Annotated in this window: 19 protein-coding genes and 1 pseudogene; 13 read left to right on the forward strand and 7 right to left on the reverse strand. The window is 71.0% G+C overall.

The annotated features are described in order from the left end of the window. The first annotated feature begins 6 nt into the window (after positions 1–6). From IE275_RS15970 to IE275_RS16020, 11 genes are all read left to right on the forward strand, one after another. Positions 7–1,725: a carbamoyltransferase family protein gene (locus IE275_RS15970; protein ID WP_189711952.1), complete on the forward strand. Its 1,719-nt coding sequence runs from the start codon at positions 7–9 to the stop codon at positions 1,723–1,725. Then, a complete protein-coding gene (locus IE275_RS15975) occupies positions 1,722–2,774 on the forward strand; it encodes a glycosyltransferase family protein (RefSeq protein ID WP_189711953.1) in 1,053 nt (350 codons plus the stop codon). The genes IE275_RS15970 and IE275_RS15975 overlap by 4 nt, the downstream gene beginning before the upstream one ends. A 96-nt stretch (positions 2,775–2,870) precedes the next feature. Beyond that, on the forward strand, positions 2,871–3,380 hold the full coding sequence (locus IE275_RS15980; RefSeq protein ID WP_189711954.1) for a P-loop NTPase family protein: 510 nt from the start codon (positions 2,871–2,873) through the stop codon (positions 3,378–3,380). Positions 3,381–3,411: 31 nt separating this feature from the next. Next, positions 3,412–4,263 carry a class I SAM-dependent methyltransferase gene (locus IE275_RS15985; RefSeq protein WP_189711955.1) on the forward strand — a complete coding sequence of 284 codons (852 nt, stop codon included), beginning with the start codon at positions 3,412–3,414 and terminating at the stop codon, positions 4,261–4,263. Continuing rightward, on the forward strand, positions 4,260–5,021 hold the full coding sequence (locus IE275_RS15990; protein WP_189711956.1) for a phosphotransferase: 762 nt from the start codon (positions 4,260–4,262) through the stop codon (positions 5,019–5,021). The genes IE275_RS15985 and IE275_RS15990 overlap by 4 nt, the downstream gene beginning before the upstream one ends. Then, positions 5,018–5,674, forward strand: coding sequence for a histidine phosphatase family protein (locus tag IE275_RS15995; RefSeq protein ID WP_189711957.1), 657 nt, complete (start codon positions 5,018–5,020; stop codon positions 5,672–5,674). The genes IE275_RS15990 and IE275_RS15995 overlap by 4 nt, the downstream gene beginning before the upstream one ends. After that, a complete protein-coding gene (locus IE275_RS16000; protein ID WP_189711958.1) occupies positions 5,671–6,507 on the forward strand; it encodes an aminoglycoside phosphotransferase/kinase family protein in 837 nt (278 codons plus the stop codon). Before IE275_RS15995 ends, IE275_RS16000 begins: the two co-directional genes overlap by 4 nt. A 35-nt stretch (positions 6,508–6,542) precedes the next feature. Continuing rightward, positions 6,543–7,541, forward strand: coding sequence for an NAD-dependent epimerase/dehydratase family protein (locus IE275_RS16005; protein ID WP_229870262.1), 999 nt, complete (start codon positions 6,543–6,545; stop codon positions 7,539–7,541). Between the two features lie 31 nt (positions 7,542–7,572). Next, positions 7,573–8,694 carry an adenosylhomocysteinase gene (locus tag IE275_RS16010; RefSeq protein WP_189711959.1) on the forward strand — a complete coding sequence of 374 codons (1,122 nt, stop codon included), beginning with the start codon at positions 7,573–7,575 and terminating at the stop codon, positions 8,692–8,694. Between the two features lie 5 nt (positions 8,695–8,699). Beyond that, positions 8,700–9,251, forward strand: coding sequence for an NUDIX hydrolase (locus IE275_RS16015; RefSeq protein WP_189711960.1), 552 nt, complete (start codon positions 8,700–8,702; stop codon positions 9,249–9,251). 35 nt (positions 9,252–9,286) lie between these two features. Continuing rightward, a complete protein-coding gene (locus IE275_RS16020) occupies positions 9,287–10,081 on the forward strand; it encodes a 3-deoxy-manno-octulosonate cytidylyltransferase (RefSeq protein WP_189711961.1) in 795 nt (264 codons plus the stop codon). A 217-nt stretch (positions 10,082–10,298) separates the two neighbouring features. Here the strand turns inward: IE275_RS16020 and IE275_RS16025 are convergent. Further along, a pseudogene (locus IE275_RS16025) lies at positions 10,299–11,083 on the reverse strand (SCO6880 family protein); the annotation flags it as partial. 328 nt (positions 11,084–11,411) lie between these two features. On the opposite strand from IE275_RS16025, the gene IE275_RS16030 reads away from it, so the two are divergent. Further along, positions 11,412–12,035, forward strand: a complete 624-nt coding sequence (locus IE275_RS16030) for a GntR family transcriptional regulator (RefSeq protein WP_189711962.1) — start codon at positions 11,412–11,414, stop codon at positions 12,033–12,035. Between the two features lie 52 nt (positions 12,036–12,087). Here IE275_RS16030 and IE275_RS16035 read toward each other — a convergent pair whose 3' ends face one another. Together IE275_RS16035 and IE275_RS16040 are read right to left on the reverse strand one after the other, a co-directional pair. After that, positions 12,088–12,366 (reverse strand): hypothetical protein, encoded by a 279-nt coding sequence (locus IE275_RS16035; protein WP_189711963.1) that lies wholly within the window; start codon positions 12,364–12,366, stop codon positions 12,088–12,090. A gap of 422 nt (positions 12,367–12,788) precedes the next feature. Then, positions 12,789–13,328 carry a hypothetical protein gene (locus tag IE275_RS16040; protein ID WP_189711964.1) on the reverse strand — a complete coding sequence of 180 codons (540 nt, stop codon included), beginning with the start codon at positions 13,326–13,328 and terminating at the stop codon, positions 12,789–12,791. 328 nt (positions 13,329–13,656) lie between these two features. Here IE275_RS16040 and IE275_RS16045 point away from each other — a divergent pair, with 328 nt between their 5' ends. Continuing rightward, the gene (locus tag IE275_RS16045) at positions 13,657–14,316 is read left to right on the forward strand and encodes a hypothetical protein (protein ID WP_189711965.1); all 660 of its coding nucleotides are present in this window, start codon (positions 13,657–13,659) and stop codon (positions 14,314–14,316) included. 4 nt (positions 14,317–14,320) lie between these two features. On the opposite strand, the gene IE275_RS16050 is transcribed toward IE275_RS16045, so the two are convergent. From IE275_RS16050 to IE275_RS16065, 4 genes are all read right to left on the reverse strand, one after another. Then, entirely contained in the window at positions 14,321–16,525 is a 2,205-nt protein-coding gene (locus IE275_RS16050) for a serine/threonine-protein kinase (protein WP_189711966.1), read from the reverse strand. Between the two features lie 347 nt (positions 16,526–16,872). Continuing rightward, positions 16,873–18,741: a discoidin domain-containing protein gene (locus IE275_RS16055; RefSeq protein ID WP_189712108.1), complete on the reverse strand. Its 1,869-nt coding sequence runs from the start codon at positions 18,739–18,741 to the stop codon at positions 16,873–16,875. A gap of 229 nt (positions 18,742–18,970) precedes the next feature. After that, complete coding sequence (locus IE275_RS16060) at positions 18,971–20,362, reverse strand: GH1 family beta-glucosidase (RefSeq protein WP_189711967.1); 1,392 nt, start codon at positions 20,360–20,362, stop codon at positions 18,971–18,973. Further along, complete coding sequence (locus IE275_RS16065) at positions 20,359–21,198, reverse strand: carbohydrate ABC transporter permease (protein ID WP_189712109.1); 840 nt, start codon at positions 21,196–21,198, stop codon at positions 20,359–20,361. The genes IE275_RS16060 and IE275_RS16065 overlap by 4 nt, the downstream gene beginning before the upstream one ends. Positions 21,199–21,221: the final 23 nt, after the last annotated feature.

A 21,221-nucleotide genomic window follows, 5' to 3' on the forward strand; every position in this document is an offset into this window, starting at 1 on the left:
GCCGCCATGAAGCGCACCCCCTCCGTCGTCCTCGGCCTGTGCTCGTACACCCACGACTCCTCGGCCGCCCTTCTCGTGGACGGTGAACTCGTCGGCTTCGTCGAGGAGGAACGCCTCTCCGAGCAGAAGCACACCAAGCTCTACCCGGCCCGCGCCGTGGGATGGCTCCTCGACCAGGCCAAGCTGAGCGCCACCGACGTGGACGCCGTCGCCTACAACTTCCAGCCCGTCCGCTACCTCGCCGAGTCGCCCGCCGCCCTGCGCATGGCGCTCTCGCCGACGACGCGCGACCGGAGCCTGGCCCGCGCCCACGGGTTCGTCAAGGTCGCCCTGCGGACCCGGCGGCGGCTGCGCGTCCTCGGCAGCCAGTTCCCCTCGGCCCGCGTGACACCGGTCCTGCACCACCGCGCCCACCAGCTCACGGCCTTCGCCGCCTCCGGCTGGGAGGAAGCCGCCGTACTCGTGGTCGACAGCCTCGGCGAGCGGCAGACCACCACCATCGCCCACGGCCACGGCATTCAGCGCCCCCGCGTCCGGCCCCTGGAAGCGATCAACGACCCGGCGTCCCTCGGGTACGTGTACGGCGCCGTCACCGAGCACCTGGGCTGGCGGCGGGGCGACGAGGAGGGCACCGTCATGGCGCTGGCCGCCCTCGGTGACCCCGCCCGCTTCCGCCACCTGTTCACCACGGCCGTCCGCACGACGGCCACGGGCTTCCGCATCCACCCCGGCTACTTCCCGACGCGCACCCTCACGTCGGGATACCCGAGGACATCTAGGCGGTTCGCCGCCGAGACCTGCCCCGAGCGGCACCCGAGCGAACCGCTCACCGACGTCCACCGAGACCTGGCGGCTGCCCTCCAGGAGCGGACCGAGCAGGTGATGGTCCATCTCGCCCGCCGCGCCCGTGCGCTCACCGGCTCCCGGCGCCTGTGCGTGGGAGGCGGCGTCGCCACGAACTGCGTGAGCATCGGCAAGATCATCGAGGCCGGCATCTTCGACGAGGTGTTCGTCCCGCCGGCACCGGGTGACGCCGGAACCGCGATCGGGGCAGCCCTCGCCGTGCACGTCGACCGGTGCAGCCCTCGCCCGGTCGCCGGCATCGCCCGCAGCTGCTACCTCGGCCCCTCCTACGAGGACCAGCCCCTCGACCTGACCCCATGGCCCGGCCTCCACCAGAAGACCCTGGGCATCGAGACCGCCGAGTTCCTCGCCGACCAGCTCGCCCACGGCACGATCGCCGGACTCTTCCAGGGAGCCGTCGAAGCCGGGCCGCGTGCCCTGGGCAACCGCTCGATCCTCGCCTCCCCGCTGGAGCCCGGCGTCGTCGAGCGGCTCAACGCCACCGTGAAGTTCCGCGAACCGTTCCGGCCCTTCGCCCCCATGGTCCCGGCCGAGCGCGCCGCCGAGTTCTTCACCCTCGGCCAGCCTGCGCCCTACATGTCCATGGCCTCCGGGGTGACGGACACGACGCGCGAGCGCGTGCCGGCCATCGTGCACGCCAACGGCACCTCCCGCCTGCAGATCGTCACCCGGTCGCAGAACCCGTTCATGCACGCGGTGCTGACCGCCTTCGGCCGCCGGACCGGCGTACCCGTGCTGATCAACACCTCCCTCAACGTCAAGGGCAAGCCGATCTGCGGGACCCCCGAGATGGCCCTGGACTGCCTGGCCAACTCCGGACTCGACGCCCTGCTCCTCGAAGGGCGGTGGATCACCAAATGAAGATCGGATACAGCTTCTGGGGCTTCCTCGGCAACGGCGTCACCGACACCCCCGACGGAGGCCGCAGCCACCGCCGCCCCTTCATCGACGCCCTCCTTGCCCGCGGTCACGAGATCGTCTTCCTCCAGCCCGACCGCGACCGCCTCGAAGCCGGTGACGACCTCGGCGGCGCGTACACCTTCGACGACGGCCTGCCGGGCATCGACGCCCTGTTCCTGGAGTGGCGCTGGGCGATCCCCGGCCGCAACACCACCGTGTGCGGAAGCGAGGGGCACACCTGCGACCTCCACCGGCAGGCCCAGCTCATCAACCACTACACGGCCCGGTGCCAGACGCCCACCGTCATCTGGGACAAGGACCGCACCCTGCGCGCCGAGAGCGTGTGGCGCCGTACGGCCCACACCCGCGTCTGCGAGGCCGCACTCGCGCCGACCCCCGGCGCGCACTCGCTGCTCTTCCCCGTCGCCGAGGACCTCCTCGCCCAGGCCGATCCCCTCACCCTGGCGGCGCGGCCTCGGGATCTCGCGCTCGGCTACGTGGGCAACCAGTACGACCGCGACGAGCCCTTCGACCGCTTCTTCGCCCCGGCCGCCGCCCGTGTCGAGCACCTGGTCGCCGGGAAGTGGACGAAGACCGGCCGCTGGCCGCACGTCCGCTTCGCGGGCCGGATCCCGTTCGAGGCCGCTGCTGGCGTCTACGGCCGGTCCCTGGCCACGGTGCTCATGCTGCCCGAGCGGTACGCCGCCGTCGGGCAGATGACCCAGCGCATCTTCGAGGCCGTGCTCGCCGGCTGCCTGCCGCTGGCCCCGGCGGACATGCGCTTCGCCGACCGATTCGTCCCCAAGGAGCTGGTCGTGCGCTCCGGCAGCGACGTGCTCGAACGCCTCTCCCACTTGCGCGAGATCGCCGGCACCGAGCAGCACGCCGCCCTGATCGCCGCGTGTGTGGACCGCCTGCGCCTGTTCGGCCTGAGCAAGCAGGTCAACACCCTGGAGTCCGTCCTGCACGGCCTCCTCCAGGCCACCGCGACCGAGCGGGGAGCTGCCTGATGCAGACCGCTCGATCGACCACGGCGCGCGGATCCTCCGGGCGCGTCCCGGAGGACGGGTCCGCCGGACACCCGAACCTCTCTACGCTGGAGCACCATGAAGAAGGTCGCCATCGTCGGCTGCGGAGGCAGCGGCAAATCCCACGTGGCCCGCGAGCTGGGCACGATCCTCGACGCCCCGGTGACGCACCTGGACGCCGCGTTCTACGACGACGAGTGGAACGCGTTGCCCATGGACAAGTTCACCGACGTGCAGCGCGAGCTGGTCAGGCAGCCGCGGTGGGTGATCGACGGCAACTACAACTCGACGCTGCAGGTACGGCTCGAAGCCTGCGACACGGTGGTCCTGATGGACGTGTCGACTGTGGCGGCGCTGTACGGGATCTTCTCCCGGCAGATCCGGCACGGGGCCGGGCACAAGGGCAACGGGGTGCACAACCGCATCCACTGGGGCGTGATCAAGTACGTCGCCACGTACCGGCGCAAGATGCGGCCCCGCGTGATGGCGAAGATCGAGGAGTTCGGCTCCGGCGCCGATGTGGTGCTGCTGGCCAACCGGCGCCAGACGCGCCGCTGGCTGCGGAAGGTGGCCGCCGAGCAGTCCTGACCGGCCCGCGCCCCCGGTTGGGGGGTGCGGCATGAACGAGCCCAACCCGTTCCTGGACCCCGCCCGGCAGCCGGAGCTGTACGGACACGCCTCGCGGCTGGCCGGGCGCACCAGCGCCCTGATGCGCGCCAAGACCGCCGGACACCCGGTGCCCGAGACGATCGTCAGCCTGGTACAGACCCACCATGCCCGGCCCGAACGGCTCGGCGTGGTGCTCGACATCGGCTGCGGTCGCGGCACGAGCAGCCTCGTCATCGCCGGGCTGCTCCGGCCCCAGCGCGTCGTGGGCCTGGACGCCGCCCCCTCCCTGCTCGCCCAGGCCCGCGAGCGCGCCAAGGACCTGCCCGACAGCACGGTGGACTTCGTCGAAGGCGACTTCCACGACCTCCCCCTGCCCGACGGGTCGAGCGACATCGTCGTCGCGGCGTTCTGCCTCTACCACTCGCCGCAGCCCAAGGACGTCGCCGCGCAGATCGCCAGGGTCCTCGCCCCCGGGGGTCTGGCCGTGCTCGTCACCAAGGGCCTCGACAGCTACCGGGAGATGGACCAGCTGGTCGCCTCCGCCGGCCTCGATCCGCGTGCCGCCCAGCACGAGAGCCTCTACACCTCAGCCCACAGCGGCAACCTCGCCGACGTGGCCGCCTCCTCGCTCGACGTGATCGCCGTCCTGGACGAAGAACACGTCTTCACCTTCGACGGCCACGACCACACGGCGCAGTACCTGGCCACCAACCCCAAGTACAACCTGGCGCCCGGCCTGTACGGCAACCCCGGGGCCCTGGCGGCGACCCTGCACGAGTTCCTTCCCGACCAGCCGCTGACCACCCGGTCCCGGATCACCTTCGTCGTCGCCCAGCCGAAGGAAGGAGGAGAGCCGGCATGAGCCCCGCCCCGTTCACCAAGCACTACGCGGAACCGGAGCGCGCGGCGGGGGCGGTGCGCCACTACCGGTGGCTCACCGCGCACGCCAAGCCGCTGCGGCAGCCGGCCCTCCACACCGTCGGACCGCAGTCCCTGACGTTCGAACGGATCGAGGGCCGCCCCGTACGCCCCGAGGACCTCCCGCGCGTGGCGGAACTGCTCGGCCACGCCCACGGTGCCGCCTGGGCCAGCGACCTGCACTCCGCGTCGCTGGACACCCCGCACCACTTCCAGGACGGCACGCAGTTCGACGACTACCTCGGTCCCCGGAAGGTCGCCCTACGGCGACGCCACGAGCAGGGCTACCTGCCGAACAAGACGGCACTGCACGCGATGCTCGGCCTGCTGGAAGCGACCACCGAGGGACCCTGCGCCTTCTACAAGGACAGCAACCCGCGGAACTTCATCGTCACCAGCACGCAGGACATCGTCGCCGTCGACACCGACGACCTGTCCCTCGCCCCGATGGGCTACGACCTCGCCAAGCTCGTCGCGACGCTCCACCTGACCTACGGACCGCTCACGGGCCAAGCCGTCACCACCGCCTTGCTCGCCTACAACGCGGCAGCCCGACGCCACGACGCCCGGCTGGGCACGACGGACCGGGGCCAGCTCGACAGCTTCCTGAGCCTGCACGCCGTGCTCACCGCCCCGTACGTCGGCCGCAACGGCTACCACTACAGCCTGCCCCTCCGTTTCAGCCACCGAGGAGCCTCATGATTACCACCGAACTCGTCTTCGTCCGGCACGGCCAGGCCCAGTGCAACGCCGACGGCCTCGTCGGGGGCCCGCGCACCTGCACCGGCCTGACCAACCTCGGGTACGCCCAAGCCGAACAGGCCGCACGCCGCCTGGCCACCGAGCACCTGAAGAAGCCCTTCGACGTGATCTACACCGGCCCGCGGATCCGCCTCGTCCAGACCGGCGAGATCATCGCCCAGACGCTCCAGATCCCCGTGCACCACGACGACCGACTCGACGGCCCGGTCCACGGCGACGCCGACGGCCGGCCCTGGGACGCGGTGAAGACGGCCGCCGACGGCGGGCCGCACGCCCACCCCGACACACCCTGGGCCAACGGCTCCGACACCTGGAACGGGTTCCTGGCGCGCGCCAGCAGGAACCTGAGCCAGCTCATCAAGGAGAACCACGGCAAGCGCGTCGTCTTCGCCGCCCACGGGGAGACGGTGATCACCGCACACACCCTGCTGCTCGGCATCCCGATCGGCTCGCCCGCCGGATTCACCCACAACCACGCCTCCATCACCCGCTGGCAGCACCACCGCAACCGCCTGGGCCAGACCCGCTGGATGCTCGACCGGCACAACGACACCGAGCACCTCAGTCTCCTCACGCCGGAGCCGACCCCGTGATCGCGACCTCGGACGACCCCCGGATACAACTGGCGCACCACCTCCTCGGCGCAGTCGACATCGCAGCAGACCCCGCGCTCCCGCCCCGCGTCGTACGCCTGGTCGCCGGCGACGGGCGTCACTTCATCGCGAAACAACACGCGGAGCGAGACCGGTACGCCGGAGAACTCCACGCCTACGGGGCGTGGGTCACCCATCTGACCGGCCACGCGCCGGAGCTGGTCGGCCGGGACGACGCCACCCACACCCTGCTGCTCACCGCACTCGCAGGCGACCGCGCGGACACCGTCGCTCCGGGCTTACCCGAGGAGGAACTGGCCCACCACGAGGCCGGGCACGTGCTCGGCAAGCTGCACCGAGCCACCGCCATGCCGCAGGGTGGTGCCGTCGGCGCCGCACTCGCCCAGCGGTTCCAGCGGTGGATCGACCGGGCCGTCCACGCCGACCTGCTCGACGCGGCCGCGGAGAACCTTCTGAAGCACCACGCGGCGATCATGGGCACCAGCCACATGGACAGCGCGATCTGCCACCTCGACTACCAGCCGCGCAACTGGCTGCTCGGCGACACCTTCGGCATCTACGACTTCGAACACATGCGACGCGACGCCCGGGTCCGCGACTTCGCCCGGCTCGAATTCCGACGCTGGCAAGCCGCACCCCACCTCCGCACCGCCTTCTTCGACGGATACGGGCGCCCGCCGAACGACACCGAACGCCGCCTCCTGGAGTCCTTCGGCGCCATCGAGGCGGCCACAGCCCTGGTCAAGGGCCACCAAGAGCGCGACCTCGCCCTCAGCGCGCACGGCAGAACCGTCCTGTCCCGGCTCACCTGACCTACCCCTTCGACGACACCTCTCTGGAGATCCCCGTGCCACAGCACGAGCAGCCCCCGACCAACGCTGCCCCCCGACGGGCCCTGGTGACCGGCTCCGCCGGATTCATCGGCTCCCACCTCGCCCACGCCCTCGTCCAGGCCGGCACCACCGTGATCGGCGTGGACCGCCGAGACCCGTCCACCGACCCGACGGCCGCCGCCAACCTCGCCGCGCTGCGAGGACGCCCGGGATACCACCACATCACGGCCGACCTCCTCCACTGCGCCATCGACCCGCTCCTCATCGACGCCGACGCGGTCTTCCACCTCGCCGGCATCCCCGGTGTACGACCCTCCTGGGGACCGCAGTTCGGCGACTACCTCGCGTCCAACGTACTGGCCACCCACCGCGTCCTCGAAGCCTCCACCCGGATCGGCGTCCCCCGACTGGTCGTCGCCTCCTCCTCCAGCGTCTATGGCCCGACCGACGGCGACGCGAGCCTCGAGACCGACCGCCCCAACCCCGCCTCCCCGTACGCCGTGACCAAGCTGGCCGAGGAGCAGCTCTGCCTCGCCTACGCCGAGCGCCCCGTCGGCCCCAGCGTCGTCGCCCTGCGGTACTTCACCGTCTACGGCCCCCGGCAGCGCGCCGACATGTTCACCCACCGCGCCCTGTACGCCGCCCTGACCGGACAACCCCTGCGCCTGTACGGAGACGGCCACCAGCGCCGCGACTTCACCTACATCGACGACGTGGTCGCCGCCACGATCGCCGCCGCCGTCGTCCCGACCGCGCACGGCCCCATCAACGTCGGCGGCGGCTCGAACGCATCGCTGCTGGACGTGATCAACATCGCCAACAGCCTCACCGGCCGCGAGATCCAGCTCCACCAGGACCACGCGCGCAACGGGGACGTCCTCCTCACCCGTGCTGACCCCGGCCGCGCCGGAGAAGTCCTCGGCTGGCAGCCGCGCGTCGACCTCCACAGCGGACTGCGCGCCCACATGCAGGCCCTGGCCGCCCCGGTGCCGGACTACAGCCGGGCCGCGTAGCCCCATGCCTCGGAATCCGAGAGGAGTGCTCATGGAAACCCCCGAGCGAGCACGGCTGGACGCCTTCTTCCGGCAGATCACCGCGCAGTTCCCTGCCGGCGAGACGATCACAACGCTGGTCATCACGCACCTGCTCCCGGAACGACCCGCGTTCTTGCGCGCCATGACCGCGGTGTCCACGATCGGCGCCGTCCTCCCCAAGCCCCGGTCGATCCACCAGCCGACCCTCGACACCGTCCGCCGCACCCTGCCGGTCCACGACCTGACCCGGGAGCGTTTCACCGACGAGACCCAGGCCCTGCACTACCTGGAGGACACGGCCGGCGGCCAGGACGTCGTCCTGGCCGACATCGGCGGGTACTTCGCGGCCAGCCTCGACACCCTCGTGAACAAGTTCTCCGGCCGCATCCTCGGCGTCGTCGAAGACACCGAGAACGGACACCAGCGGTACGCGGCCCTCGGCTCCCTGCCGTGCCCGGTCGTGTCCGTGGCCCGCTCCCCGCTCAAGGACTGCGAGGACCACCTCGTCGGCCGGTCCATCGTGTTCTCCACCGACGCCCTCGTCCGCGCCCGCGGGGACATCCTCACGAGCCGCAGCGCCTGCGTCATCGGCTTCGGCAAGATCGGCCGCGCCATCGCCCAGACCCTGCGCGCCCAGGACCTGCGCGTCACCGTGTACGACCACGACGCGGTCAAGCGAATACAAGCGCACGCCCTCGGCTTCCGCACCAGCGCGTCCACCACCGAGGCCGTCCACGACGCGGAACTCGTCCTGTGCGCCACCGGCAATCTCGCCCTCCGGCACGAGGACTTCGCCGCCCTGCGCAACGGCGCGTACCTCGGATCGGCGACCTCCTCCGAGGACGAACTCGAACTCAGCAGCCTTGACGACCTCTACGAACGCCAGCCCGTCGGACCCCAGTTGACCCGATACGAGGTCACCGGCCACTACTTCTACGTTCTCGCTGACGGAGGTGCCGTCAACTTCGTGCACGGCGCTGCCGTCGGCCCCTACATCCACCTCGTCCAGGCCGAGATACTCGCCGCCACTGCTGCTCTCAGCCACGCGCGATTCCAATCGGGGCTGCACGAGATGCCGGCGGCCGACCGCGACGCCATCGCCAGAACCTGGCTCCGCCACTTCGAAAGGTGACTCCGATGCCTCCCTCCAACGACCACATCCGCGCCGTCACGGAGGCGTACCTCGCCCGCCACCCGGACGAACGCGACTCCCTGGCACTGCTGTTCGCCGCGCTCGCCGGCGCGGACACGCCCACCAGCCGCAAGACCTTCCCCGCCCACGTGACCTGCAGCGCCATCCTCATCAACGGTGAACGGCACGTACTGCACATCGCGCACAAGGCGTCCGGGAAACTGCTGGCGCCCGGCGGGCACAACGAACCGGCCGACCAGCACCTGCGCGACGCCGCCCTGCGCGAACTGCACGAGGAGGCCGGCATCCCGCCCAGCGCCGTCGTCCCCCTCGCCGGCCGCGAGGACATCCCCCTCGACATCGACGTGCACGCGATCGACGCGAACCCGTCGAAGAACGAGCCGGCCCACCACCACGTTGACTTCCGCTGGGCGTTCCACCTCGGTGCGGAACACGCGGTGACGCTTCAGGAGGAGGAGGTCGACGGCTACCAGTGGCGGCCGTTCGCGACCGCCGCCTCACCCAACGTCCGCGCCAAGCTCGCCCAGCTCACTTGAAGCCCCCACACTTACCCGTCCACCAGGAGGACGCCGTGGCCGCTACCACAGCCCAACCGACCGGCGTCGAACCGCGCCGGCACATCGCCGTCATACCCTGCCGCTGGGGTGCTTCGCGCTTCCCTGGCAAACCGCTGGCTCTCCTCGGCGACAAGCCGCTCCTCTGGCACGTCCACCAACGCTGCTTGGAGGCCAAGCGTCTCGACGGAGCCATCGTGGCGACGGACGACGAACGCATCGAGGCGGCGTGCAGCCAACTGGGCATTGACTGCATCCGTACCGGAGAGCACCTCACCGGCACCGACCGCGTCGCGGAGGTCGCCGAGCTCCTGCCGGCCGAGGCGTACATCAACGTCCAGGGCGACGAGCCGTTCATCTCGCCGACCGCCATCGACGACGTCTCCGAGGCCCTGGAGTACAAGCCACCAGGCACTCTCGCCGTGAACGCGTATGCTGAACTGCACGACCCGGGCGGCGTCCTCGACCACAACGTCGTCAAGGTCGTTGTCTCGGCCCGCAGCGAGGCCCTGATGTTCTCGCGCCAGCCCATTCCCTATCCCAAGGGTGACCGACCGAAGTACCTACGCCAACTGGGTCTGTACGGCTTCACCGGCCCAGCTCTCCAGCGCTTCCGACAACTTCAGCAGGGGCCCTTGGAACGCGCCGAGGGTGTGGAGATGCTCCGCTTCGTCGAGCACGGCCACGCCGTGCACATGGTTCCTGTCCTGGATGACGGTGTAGCGGTAGACACCTCGGAGGATCTTGCGCGAGCCGAGCGCCTCCTCAAGCAGCCCTTTCAACCTGGCCACCGATCGGGTGACGTGCCGTAGGGCGCCACAGGCCAGAGGCCTGAGCTGGGAGTGGGTTGTAGGTGACCCGGACGACCGTGAGTCACGGTCGTTGCTATAACAGTTCCTCCACCCTCGTTTGGTGAACTCTCCCAAGCCCTGACTGATCCGGCGGACACCTCTCGGTCCGCCGATGTGGCGAACCTGGGCGGACGGGTCAGCGCAGCCCCGCGAACCCCACAGCTGCCGCCGTGCCGCCCAGGACGCTGAAGGACCCGGTCAGACCACCACCGGCCTGGTTGATCAGGCGTCGCGCGGCCTTGGCGTCGAGCGAGACCGCGACGTACGCCTCGTGCGGAGCGGCGGCCGGGCCGGCGCTCTGGATCAGCTCGCTGTAGACCTGGCCAGCCACCGGGGCGTCGGGCTGGCCGTGTTCCTCCCAGTACCGGCGGAGAGCGTCGCCGGAGTCCGGCACGGTGCGCTCGATCACCTGGATCCGGGCGACCTGGCCGGTGCGGGCCGGTGCGGCGAGGGCACGGCCCCAGCCGCTGACGTTTGCGTTCTGGGTGCCAGGGTCGAGCAGCGCGTAGGCGCGCGAGGACACCTTGACGACGGCGGTCAGAGTGCCGGCGTGGAGGTCGTGGACCGCGCCGTACCGGCGGTCGGGTGCGGTGACCACGCGCAGGCTGGCGGCGGTTCCGGGCAGGTGGAGTCCTTCGCGGACCAGGCGGCGGGAGGGTCGGACGAGCCAGATCAACTGGCCCCGCATCCGGCGGAGCGCGTACCGGGTGACGATCGGCGCCCAGTCGGCAGGGCTCGGCCGCGGTAGCGGACGAAGACGAGCAGGGCGATGGCGGCCCACAGCGGGACGAGTTCGAGTGCGCCGACCACGCCACGGGCGAGGATCACGGCGAGCAGGAGCAGGCCGGTGAGGCTCACGACGATCAGCTGTTGGGCGGTGAGGCCGAGCAGGATGCCGCGCCTGCTGCGGTGCGGGAACTTCACGGTGGCCGTGGTGGCTTCGGCCTGGCGGTTGTCAGACATGGCGGTTCCAGACGGGGGAGCGGGCGGGACGAGGTGGAGGCGTGGCGCTCTTCTGGAGGTCATCGCAGGACTCCACCCGTATGGTCGGGGAAGGGGGCGGGCTGGAGGGAAGCAGCCCGCCCCCGGGTGGTGGTGGGTCAGGACCCGGACGGCGGCTGGTCGGGGTAGACCCAGTTCGTCGGAGTCGGGGAGCCGGTTGCCGACGGACCGGTGGAGGGCGGCGGCAATGCGGCGGGACCGCCGGGCGGAACGGCACCTACGCGGGTAAAGCTACCGCCCGGAATCGACGCGCCAGCGGGTTGAGGAGTGGAGGGAGCGCCCTCGGAGAGTGGTGTGCCGGGCACAGGAGTTGCTGATCTCCCAGGGCGTACTGGAGGGCCGTGCCGGATCAGGCACGTACGTCGCCGAGCCCCGCCAGCGCGTGCGGGTGGTCCGTTCCTCGGCACGCGAGCAGCCCAACGGGTCGCCCTTCTGCGCGGACATGAAGGCCGTCGGCAGGCAAGGGGATTGGGAGAGCCGGACCGACGCCAAGGTGCCAGCACCGGCCGAGATCGCGGCGCGGCTCGGGATCGCCGAAGGTGACCTGTGCGTCCGCACCGCGTATGAGTTCCTTGCCGACGGCAGGCCAGTGCAGCTCTCGACAAGCTGGGAGCCGTACGACCTCACGGCCGGCACTCTCGTCGTCCTCCCCGAGGGAGGGCCGCACGCCGGGGCGGGGGTCGTGAACCGCATGGCAACGATCGACATCACTGTCAGCCACGCCGTGGAGCAGCCGGAGCCGCAGCAGGCGACCGCCGAGGGAGCATCGCTACTCGGCGTCCAGAAGGCAGCGCTCGTCACGCACATCCGGCGGACGTACTACAGCGACGAGGGACGGCCCGTGGAGACGGCGGACATCGTGGCGTCCGCCGCTCACTGCGAGATCGTCTACGAGATCCCCATCAACCGTTAGCCGACGCACGCATGACGACAGCTGAACTGACGCCTACCTGTCAACCGCGCCCTCAACTCTCCGGATCCTCGACCAGGCCGGTGGCGAAGGGGAACGACTTCAGGAAGTCACGCCTCGCAAGGTCTCCCTCCGCTTCGGCCAAGTCCCCGAGTACCTGCAAGAGCCGCTCACGTTGGACGGAGGGCAGGCGCAGCAGCTCCCCGCCGACGCTCTCCATCATCTTCACCGCGGAATCGGGATCTACTTCCTCATCCCCGCAACTCTCCAGCCACCACACGACATCGACGAGCATGCCGGTCAGTGCCGGCACGAGCGGATCCCTGTCAGTCATGCGTGCAACGTAGCCGAGCCCTATGACAGCGCCCTGGGGATCAGTGGGTTCCTGACCGCCTGCTCCGCCAGGGTCCGCTGCATGACCAACGACGCCCCGGCCTGCCCGGATTGCGGCCAACTCATGAAGTCCGGTGGCTTCGTGCTCTGCGGTAGGGAGGACGACGGCCGACGCGCCTGCCGGTCGCTGTGGAAATGCGCCGGTCGCCATGTCTGGTGGCGCTGGGCAGACCGGCCGGAGGAGCCATTGGAGGCCTGCCGGGCGCCAGAGCTGTTCCGCTGACGTCCACTGCGCCGCGGGGCGGCGGCGAAACGCGTGTGACCCCTCGCCTGTCGCATGAGTGTCGAAGTCGCCGAACGCCCAAACTCATCGTCAGGAAACAACCAGGTCAGACCCGTTCATCCGATAGTCCACCCAAACGCCTACGCCGCCCCCGCCGCATCCAGGAGGCGCACCAGGTCCTTCCTTCCGTAGCCGAGAAGGGCCGCGCGGTGGGCGGCTGTCAGCACCAGGTGGGCGACGATCTGCGCCCCGTAGCCGTTCTTGTCGTCGTCCAGCCATTCGCCGGGGTCCTCGATGCCCATGCTGTTCATCACCAGGCCGTGCTCGCGACGGATCTCCGTGACGGTGTCGGACACGGCCTCCAGAAGGGTCCGCCCCGGGCGCTCGCACTTCAGGGCGAAGCCGCCCCAGTCGACCGGTTCGCAGCCGCTGGGCGGCCGGGTGCGCAACCCCTCGTACTGCTCGTGACCGAAGGTGCCGTCACCGAACTCGTCGTGCACCAGGGCGAAGCGGTGGAAACCTGGGGCCGGTGGGGGCGGTGGTGGGGTGTACTCCCAACCGGCGTCCTCATGCACCAGCCGCCGCACTTCCTCCTCGTCGGCCGAGGTGACGGTGAAACCCGTGTCCGTGTTGCATCCGGTGAGTGTGCCGTCGTCGTTGCGCTGGAACTTCAGGCTCATCTGGACCCCCGTGGTCATCGCCGGCGGGAAGCGCCGGAAGCCCCCCGTCACAAGAGCCAACGGCCCACGGCCCACCCGCGTGCCCGCCGACAGCATTGTCATCCGATCGTGTGAGCACGCCGCCCATCAGTGACAGTGCGATCGGGTTCGGGCGTGACCTGCACGCAACGGCACGTTTTCCTCATGGGTTTGTGCAACCTTTTGCACATCGGGAGAGTCCGCGTCTACGTGCACGCGGACGGCACGGACACCTCGACCTGCGCCTCCGCGTCCTCCTTCTTCCCGCCCCTGGCCGGGGCCACCGCCATCCCCACAAAGGAGCCGCCGCATGACCGAGAACACGCCCGACAGACCGAAGACGGAAGCCACGCCCCCGGCACCGGAGCAGCCCCCCGCCGCCGTCACCGCCCCCGCACCTGCCCCCGCGCCGCAAGCCGTCCATCCCGCCGCGCCCCAATCCGCGTACCCCGCCGCGCCCCCGCCGCCGTTCCCCGCGGCCGCCGTCCCGCAGCCCCGCTCCCGCAAGCGCGCCCTCATAGCCACCGGCGCGGTCCTGGCCCTCCTCGTCGGCGGAGGAGTCGCCTGGTGGGCCCTGGCCGGTGACGACGACGCGATGAGCCATGTCGAGGTGTCGGGCGGCAAGCTCACGGAGAGCGAGAACAGCCTGCTCGACGAGGACGAGGAGTGCGACGACACCGACGAGTTCAGCTACAACGACTGCGACGCCACCACCGCGTACGAGTTCGTCTACAAGATCACGAACAAGGGTGACGAGCCGGCCAACTACGCCGTGATCGTCAACGGGTTCGACGAGGACGGCGACTTCGTCGGCCAGGCCTACATCAGCGCGACCCATCTCCGCCCCGGCAAGACCGACGCCGACACCGGCGAGTTCGACGACTACGTGGAACTCGAGGGCGACCACACCCTGGCCGACATCGAGTCCGTGAAGGTCGCCCACGTCGAACGGGTCGGCCTGGCCAACTGACGGCTCAGAGCCCCAGGTAGTCCGGCAGACGAGGTTCGTCGACGGCTCCGGGGAGGTCGCACCAGGGGCGCAGTTCCTTGTACGCCTTGGCCTCGTCGTAGGTGAAGTCGGCGCCGTAGCCGCTGTACGACACGGCCAGGGCGACGCACGCGGCCTCGCTCTCGGTGTTCACCGTCCCCGGGTCCAGTTGCTCGGCGCCGTACACGGCGGCGTCCTGGCAGTTGGCGAGGGCACCGTGGTCGTCGGCCTGTTCGCCGGTCGAGGCCGCCTTGTCCAGCGCCACGACGGCGTCCGCGCAGTCACGCGGCATTCGCGTGGCCGCGAAGCCGATTCCGTCGATCAACTCGTCCACCGCCGCGTCGGCGGCCTTGTCGTGTGCTCCGTAGGTGTAGACGAGGTATTTGCTGTACGGCAGCCACCACACGCGGTGGCTGTTCTTGCGCGAGCCGTCGTAGTCGGGGAGGACATCGGTGGCGAAGGTCCAGCTCTTGGCCTTCCTGCCGCCGATGTCGGTCGGCGGGCGGTCCTTCACGGAGATCACGGACTCGTCCGTGGACGTGTAGCCGTCCTCGCTCTCGATCGACCACATGGCGCCGGAGTCCGTCTGGCCCTCGCGGATCTGATCGAGGGTCAGGGTAGGGGCGTACAGGACCCGTACGCCGGATTCCGGGTCGCCGGAGAGGGAGAAGTCTGCGCTCGTCGCGACGGCCGGTTCTTCGCCGGTGGTGTCCCAGACAGCCCCGGAGTCGGTGTCCGGGTCGCTCGCCCGCGCCTCCAGCCCCGAGTCGGCGGGGAGGGTGACCCGCAGGCCGCCGAACAGGGCCACCGGTTCCGGCGTCTCCTCCACGACGGCTTCCTCCGCGACCGGTGACGCGTCCACCGAAGGGGCGGCGGTGGACGGCTCCGGGGTCGCGGCCGGCTGCCGCGATCCGGCCGTGGTGGCGGAGGTGGGGCGGTCGGAAGCGCCCTCTTCCTTGTCACCGGCCGTCATACCGGCCGCGATGCCTCCGGCGGCGGCTCCCAGGACCGCGGCGGCGGCCAGCGCGTAGACGACGGCCCGGCGGCGCGGCCGCCGCCGCGCGGGCGAGGGGCCCGACGCCATGGGAGGTGCGGGGGCGGGTGGCACGGGGGGAGCCGGAGGAACGGGCGGAACGGGCGGAACGGGCACTTCGGTGTCCGCTGCCTCCGAAGCAGCGGGAACCGCGGCCTCCGTCCCGGACGCCTCCGTGGACTCCTCGTCCGATTCCTTGACCGCTTCCTCGACCGCCGGAAGGTCGGCGGGCAGGGGTACGGTCCACCGCGCGTCCTTCAGGGGCACGGCACTGTCGGCATCGGCGATATCGCCGTCGGCCCGCCCGGCCCCCCGCTCCACGAACCGCGTATAGGACACGGTCGGAAAGACCGCCGTCCCCGTCGGCCCGTACACCGCCGCGGTCCGCTCCGCGAGGTCCGCCGCGCTCGGGCGCCGCCCGGGCTCCTTGGCCAGGGCCTCGCGGACCAGGGGCACCAGGGCCTCGGGCAGTCCCGTGAGGGCGGGCTCGGCGCTGACGATGCGGTGGGTGATGCCCGTGGGGGCGCCGAACGGGTGTACCGCGGCGGCGGCGTAGGCGACCAGCAGACCCCAGGCGAAGATGTCCCCGGCCGGCAGGGTCGTGCCGTCGGTGAGCTGTTCCGGAGCCATCCAGCCCGGCGTGCCGGTCGTCACCGAGGTGGCGGTGATCGCGGTGGAGTCCAGGTGGTGGGCGATGCCGAAGTCGACGACGCGTGGGCCGTCGGCCGCGAGGAGCACGTTCGTGGGCTTCAGGTCGCGGTGGGCGACCCCCGCGTCGTGGATGCAGGCCAGGGCGTGGGCGACGGCCGCCGCGAAGGTGATCAGATTGTCCTGGCGCATGGCGCCGGTGTCGCGGACGTGCTGATGGAGGGTGTTGCCGTGGACGTAGGCGGTCGCCAGCCAGGGCAGCGGTGCGTCGGGGTCGGCGTCGACCAGCGGGACGAGGTAGGGGCCCGTGACCTTGCGGAGCGTCGTGGTCTCGCGGCGGAACCGGGCCCGGTGCGCGGGGTCGGCGGCGAAGTCCTGGTGCAGGACCTTCACGGCGAGGGGCGTTCCGGCGTCGGGGTCGGTCGCGTAGTAGACCGTGCCCATGCCGCCGGTGCCGAGGTGCCGGGTCGGCCGGTAGGGGCCGATGCGTGCGGGGAGGTTCACCGGCACCGTCCGCCTCCCGCCACGAGGGAGGGACCGGCGGAAGGCGGGGCGGAAGGCGCCCGCCCCCGAAGACCGCACCGATGAGTCATGTACCCCCCTGACGTCCCCCGCCCGTGGCCCCGATCGGGCCGACGCGGCGCAGCCGACATCAGGGAACTCGGGTATGCCCGGACGAAGCCCCCCTCATCGGCGCAGCCACTTTAATACCGGACTACTCGGGAAGGTGACGAAGGGCCCTCGGCCGCACGGGCCTCTTCGTCCTCACAGGCCCCGCGTCCGCGCAGGCCCCGCGTCCCCACGGCCCCCCGTCCGCACGGGCCCCCGTCCCCACGGCCCCCGCGCCCCGCGACCGATCACCCCTTCTGCTCCACCCGAACCCAGTCCACCTCCGCCCGCACTCCCCCGCCCGCGATCCGGTCCACGCTGGACTGGGGCAGGCCCCAGTAGGGGGTGGTGACCTGGTTCCAGCCGGCCGGGTAGGCGCCGCCCAGGGCGAGGTTCAGGATCACGTACTGCTGGTGGCCGAAGACCCACTGGCCCCGGGTGGACTCGAGCTTGTTCCTGGTCGTCTCCTGGACCAGGCGGTCGTCGACGTAGAAGCGCATGCCGGTCGGGGTCCACTCCACCGCGTAGGTGTGCCACTGGTCGGCGCGGCCGCCGTTCGGGTAGGTCTGGCGGGCGCCGATGTTGCCGTCGGCGGAGTAGCCGGGGCCGTGCAGGGCGGAGCTGGTCCAGTCGGCGTAGCCGATGTTCTCCATGATGTCGGTCTCGCCGGAGGCGGGCCAGGAGACGGTCGGGTCGTCGACGTTGCTGCCGAGCAGCCAGAACGCGGGCCAGAAGCCGTCGCCGACGGGCAGTTTCATGCGGGCGCTGACCCGGCCGTAGGTGAAGTCGAACTTCGTGTTGGTGTCGATGCGGCCGGAGGTGAAGTCGTACGTGCCGCCGCCGGCCTGGGTGCAGCCCTTGCAGTGCTTGGCCTCCAGCACGAGGTTGCCGTTCTCGGTGCGGATGTTCTGCGGGGAGTCGACGTAGGCCTGTGCCTCGCCGTTGACCGAGCCCATCTCCGAACCGGTGCGCACCACACGCCACTTGGAGCGGTCGAGGGAGGCGGCGGTGAAGTCGTCGAAGAACGTGGTCCGGTAGCTGCCGGGCTGTTCGCCGGGCAGGGCGGGGTAGGCGGCAAAGGCGCTGCCGCCGGTGCCCCAGACCTCGAACTCGTAGAGGGAGTAGCCGAACTGGGCCGTGGCGGGGGCCGGGTTGTAGAAGGAGCGGCGTTCCTTGCCGAGCATGCGGACGTAGCGGCCCGTGACCGGTTGCGGCAGCCGGACGCTGTCGTGCCGGCCGACCGCGTCGCCCGGCGACTTGATGTCGGCGCGGCGGGCGGCGACCTCGGCGGCGGACGGCTGGTACACCGTGCGCCAGGTGCGGTTGTCGTCGGAGACCTGGAGCTGGTAGTCGACGGCGTAGGCCGCCTCCCAGTAGAGGTCGACGGTGTCGATCGTGGAGGTGGCTCCGAGGTCGACGGCGATCCAGCGGTCCTTGTTCCAGTCGCTGGACCAGCGGGTGGCGTCGTCCTTGAGGTTGGCCGGGCGGCCGCCGTCGGTGACGTAGGCCGGCGAGTTGCCCGCGTGCTGGTAGTAGTCGGCGTAGGCCGGGTGGTTGAGGGCCAGGTTGGTGCGGGTGGTGGAGGCGGGGGCGGGTTCGCCGCCGTAGACCTTGACGTTCCACAGCGAGTAGCCCCAGGGTGTGCCGCGTTCCAGGCCGCGCAGGCGGATGTAGCGGCCCGTCACCTCCTGGGGGTGGGTGTGCGCGGTGACCGTGCCGCCGGTGCCGGCGGTCTCGGTGTAGAACGGCGTCCAGTCGGTGCCGTTCTTCGACGCCTCCAGGACGTAGCGCTTGCCGTAGGCGGCCTCCCAGTCCAGGACGACCCGGTCGACGCGGATCGTCGACCCGAGGTCGAGGCGGATCCAGGCGTCGTCGGCGAAGTTGCTCGCCCAGCGGGTGGCGCCGTCGCCGTCGAAGGCGAGGCCGGGTGCGGTGCCGGGGTTCTCGCTGCCGGAGGCGGTGACGCCCGCCGGGTTCGCGGCGTACGCGGCGGCGGCGCGGTCGGTGTCCCAGGCGGCCGCCGCGGCGGCCGTGGGCTCGGCGGCGGCGGAGAACGCCGTGGCACCGGCGAGCAGGGACAGGGTGGCGAGGGCGCTCACCAGGGTGCGGGTGGGCATGCGACGGGTGGGGTCGGGCATGCGGCTCTCCTTGATCGGAATCGACGTGGGGTCAGAGTTGGCGTGCACCTGACATTCAGAGGGGAGGATGGTGCCTCCGTGACCGGCGAGCTCCCGCACCCACCGGCCACGGAGGCCGTTCTTCAGGCGACCGCACGCGGCCGCGTCACCTCGAGGTGGTTCTGGTCGCCCGCACGGCCGCGTCACCTCGAGGTCGCTCCGGAGGGGCTCAGGCGGCCTTGCGCACGCCCTCCCGGTGCCTGCGGACGATGTCCGCGTAGTGGTGGCCGCTTCCCTTGATCGTCCGGGCCTGCGTCCGGTAGTCGACGTGGACGAGCCCGAACCGCTTGTCGTAGCCGTACGCCCACTCGAAGTTGTCCAGCAGCGACCAGGCGAAGTAGCCGGCCAGCGGCGCGCCCTTGCGGGCGGCGGAGGCGCACGCGGCGAGGTGGGCGGTCAGGTAGGCCTGACGCTCCGGGTCGTCGACCGTGCCGTCGGGGCCGACGGTGTCCGGGTAGGAGGAGCCGTTCTCGGTGACGTACAGCCGGCGGGCGCCGTACTCGTCCGTCAGACGGAGCAGCAGCGTCTCGATGCCGCTCGCGTCGACCTCCCAGTCCATGCCCGTGCGCGGGACGCCGGGCTTGCGCAGGGAGCGGGCGTACGGGGCGGGGCCCTCGGGGTCGTCGGTGACCGTGGCCGGGAAGTAGTAGTTCAGGCCCAGCCAGTCGAGGGGTGCGGCGATCGTCTCCAGGTCGCCGGGCTTCTCCGGGAGTTCGACGCCGTACACCTCCCGCATGTCGGCCGGGAAACCCCGGCCGTGGACCGGGTCGAGCCACCAGCGGTTGGTGTGGCCGTCCACCCGGCGGGCGGCGGCGAGGTCCTCGGGCCGGTCGCTCGCGGCGTGGACGGTGGAGAGGTTGTTGACGATGCCGATCTCGGCGCCCGGGGCCACCGCCCGGATCGCCTGGGCGGCCAGACCGTGGCCGAGCAGCAGGTGGTAGGAGGCGCGCACGGCGGCGGTCAGGTCCGTCAGCCCCGGGGCCATCTTCCCTTCCAGGTGGCCGATCCACGCCGAGCACAGGGGCTCGTTCAGGGTCGTCCAGTGCGCGACACGGTCGCCCAGCCGCTCCGCGACGACCGAGGCGTACGCGGCGAAGTGCTCGGCGGTCTCCCGTTCGGGCCAGCCGCCGCGGTCCTGGAGCACCTGCGGCAGGTCCCAGTGGTAGAGGGTGACGGAGGGGGTGATGCCCGCCTCCAGCAGGCCGTCGACCAGCTCGTCGTAGAAGGCGAGACCCTTGGGGTTCGGCGGGCCGTCGCCGCCGGGCATCACCCGCGGCCAGGCCACGGACAGGCGGTAGGCGTTGGTGCCGAGCCGCCGCATCAGGCCGATGTCCTCGCGCCAGCGGTGGTAGTGGTCGCAGGCGATGTCACCGTGGTCGTCGCCGTCGATCTTCCCGGGGGTGTGGGAGAAGGTGTCCCAGATCGAGGGGGAACGGCCGTCCTCCGCCACGGCACCTTCGATCTGGTAGGCCGAGGTGGCCGTGCCCCACAGGAAGTCGTGCGGGAGGGCGGCGAAGTCGATGGTCACAGAGGTCCTTTCGAGATCGGGCGATTCGGTCACTTCACCGCTCCCGCCGTCAGCCCGGCGACGAGATAGCGCTGGAGAAGCAGGAACCCGGCCACCACGGGCACGCTCACGACCAGCGAGGCGGCCATGATCTGGTTCCAGTAGACGTCGTTGAGGGTGGAGTAGCCCTGGAGTCCGACGGCGAGGGTGCGGGTCGTCTCGTTGGTCATGACGGAGGCGAACAGCACCTCGCCCCAGGCCGTCATGAAGGCGTAGACGGCGACGGCGACGATCCCGGGGATCGCGGCCGGCACCACGACCCGGAAGAGCGCGCCGAGCGGGCCGCAGCCGTCGACCAGCGCCGCCTCGTCCAGGTCGCGCGGCACCGAGTCGAAGTACCCGATCAGCATCCAGATGGAGAAGGGCAGGGAGAAGGTCAGATAGGTCAGGATCAGCCCGCCGCGCGAGCCGAACAGGGCGATCCCGGTGGCGTTGCCGATGTTGACGTAGAGGAGGAAGAGCGGGAGGAGGAAGAGGATGCCGGGGAACATCTGGGTGGACAGCACGGTGACCGTGAACACCCGCTTGCCCCGGAAGCTGTAGCGGCTGACGGCGTAGGCGCTGAAGACCGCGATCACCACCGAGCAGACCGTGGCCGCGCCCGCCACGATCAGCGAGTTCACGAAGTACCGGGCCAGCGGGACGGTCGACCAGATGTCGATGTACGGACGGATCGTCAGTTCGCTGGGCAGCCAGCGGAACTGGCCCGTGACGTCCGCGAGGGGCTTCAGCGAGCTGGAGACCATCACGTACACCGGCAGCAGGACGAAGCCGGTGAGCAGGGTGAGGAAGATCCACCGCGACCAGAGGAACGAACGCGGGGGTGCCATGGGCGAGTTGCGCGCGACGGGCG

This window comes from Streptomyces phaeofaciens, from assembly GCF_014648915.1.
Lineage (GTDB): Bacteria > Actinomycetota > Actinomycetes > Streptomycetales > Streptomycetaceae > Streptomyces > Streptomyces phaeofaciens.

What these genes read in the sequence shown, in the direction of transcription:
- IE275_RS15980 (WP_189711954.1), top strand. Translation starts at nt 2,871, where the DNA reads ATGAAGAAGGTCGCCATCGTCGGCTGCGGAGGCAGCGGCAAATCCCAC.
- IE275_RS16010 (WP_189711959.1), top strand. Translation starts at nt 7,573, where the DNA reads ATGGAAACCCCCGAGCGAGCACGGCTGGACGCCTTCTTCCGGCAGATC.
- IE275_RS15975 (WP_189711953.1), top strand. Translation starts at nt 1,722, where the DNA reads ATGAAGATCGGATACAGCTTCTGGGGCTTCCTCGGCAACGGCGTCACC.
- IE275_RS16055 (WP_189712108.1), bottom strand. Translation starts at nt 18,741, where the DNA reads ATGCCCACCCGCACCCTGGTGAGCGCCCTCGCCACCCTGTCCCTGCTC.
- IE275_RS15990 (WP_189711956.1), top strand. Translation starts at nt 4,260, where the DNA reads ATGAGCCCCGCCCCGTTCACCAAGCACTACGCGGAACCGGAGCGCGCG.
- IE275_RS16065 (WP_189712109.1), bottom strand. Translation starts at nt 21,198, where the DNA reads ATGGCACCCCCGCGTTCGTTCCTCTGGTCGCGGTGGATCTTCCTCACC.
- IE275_RS15995 (WP_189711957.1), top strand. Translation starts at nt 5,018, where the DNA reads ATGATTACCACCGAACTCGTCTTCGTCCGGCACGGCCAGGCCCAGTGC.
- IE275_RS16015 (WP_189711960.1), top strand. Translation starts at nt 8,700, where the DNA reads ATGCCTCCCTCCAACGACCACATCCGCGCCGTCACGGAGGCGTACCTC.
- IE275_RS16040 (WP_189711964.1), bottom strand. Translation starts at nt 13,328, where the DNA reads ATGAGCCTGAAGTTCCAGCGCAACGACGACGGCACACTCACCGGATGC.
- IE275_RS15970 (WP_189711952.1), top strand. Translation starts at nt 7, where the DNA reads ATGAAGCGCACCCCCTCCGTCGTCCTCGGCCTGTGCTCGTACACCCAC.
- IE275_RS15985 (WP_189711955.1), top strand. Translation starts at nt 3,412, where the DNA reads ATGAACGAGCCCAACCCGTTCCTGGACCCCGCCCGGCAGCCGGAGCTG.
- IE275_RS16035 (WP_189711963.1), bottom strand. Translation starts at nt 12,366, where the DNA reads ATGACTGACAGGGATCCGCTCGTGCCGGCACTGACCGGCATGCTCGTC.
- IE275_RS16045 (WP_189711965.1), top strand. Translation starts at nt 13,657, where the DNA reads ATGACCGAGAACACGCCCGACAGACCGAAGACGGAAGCCACGCCCCCG.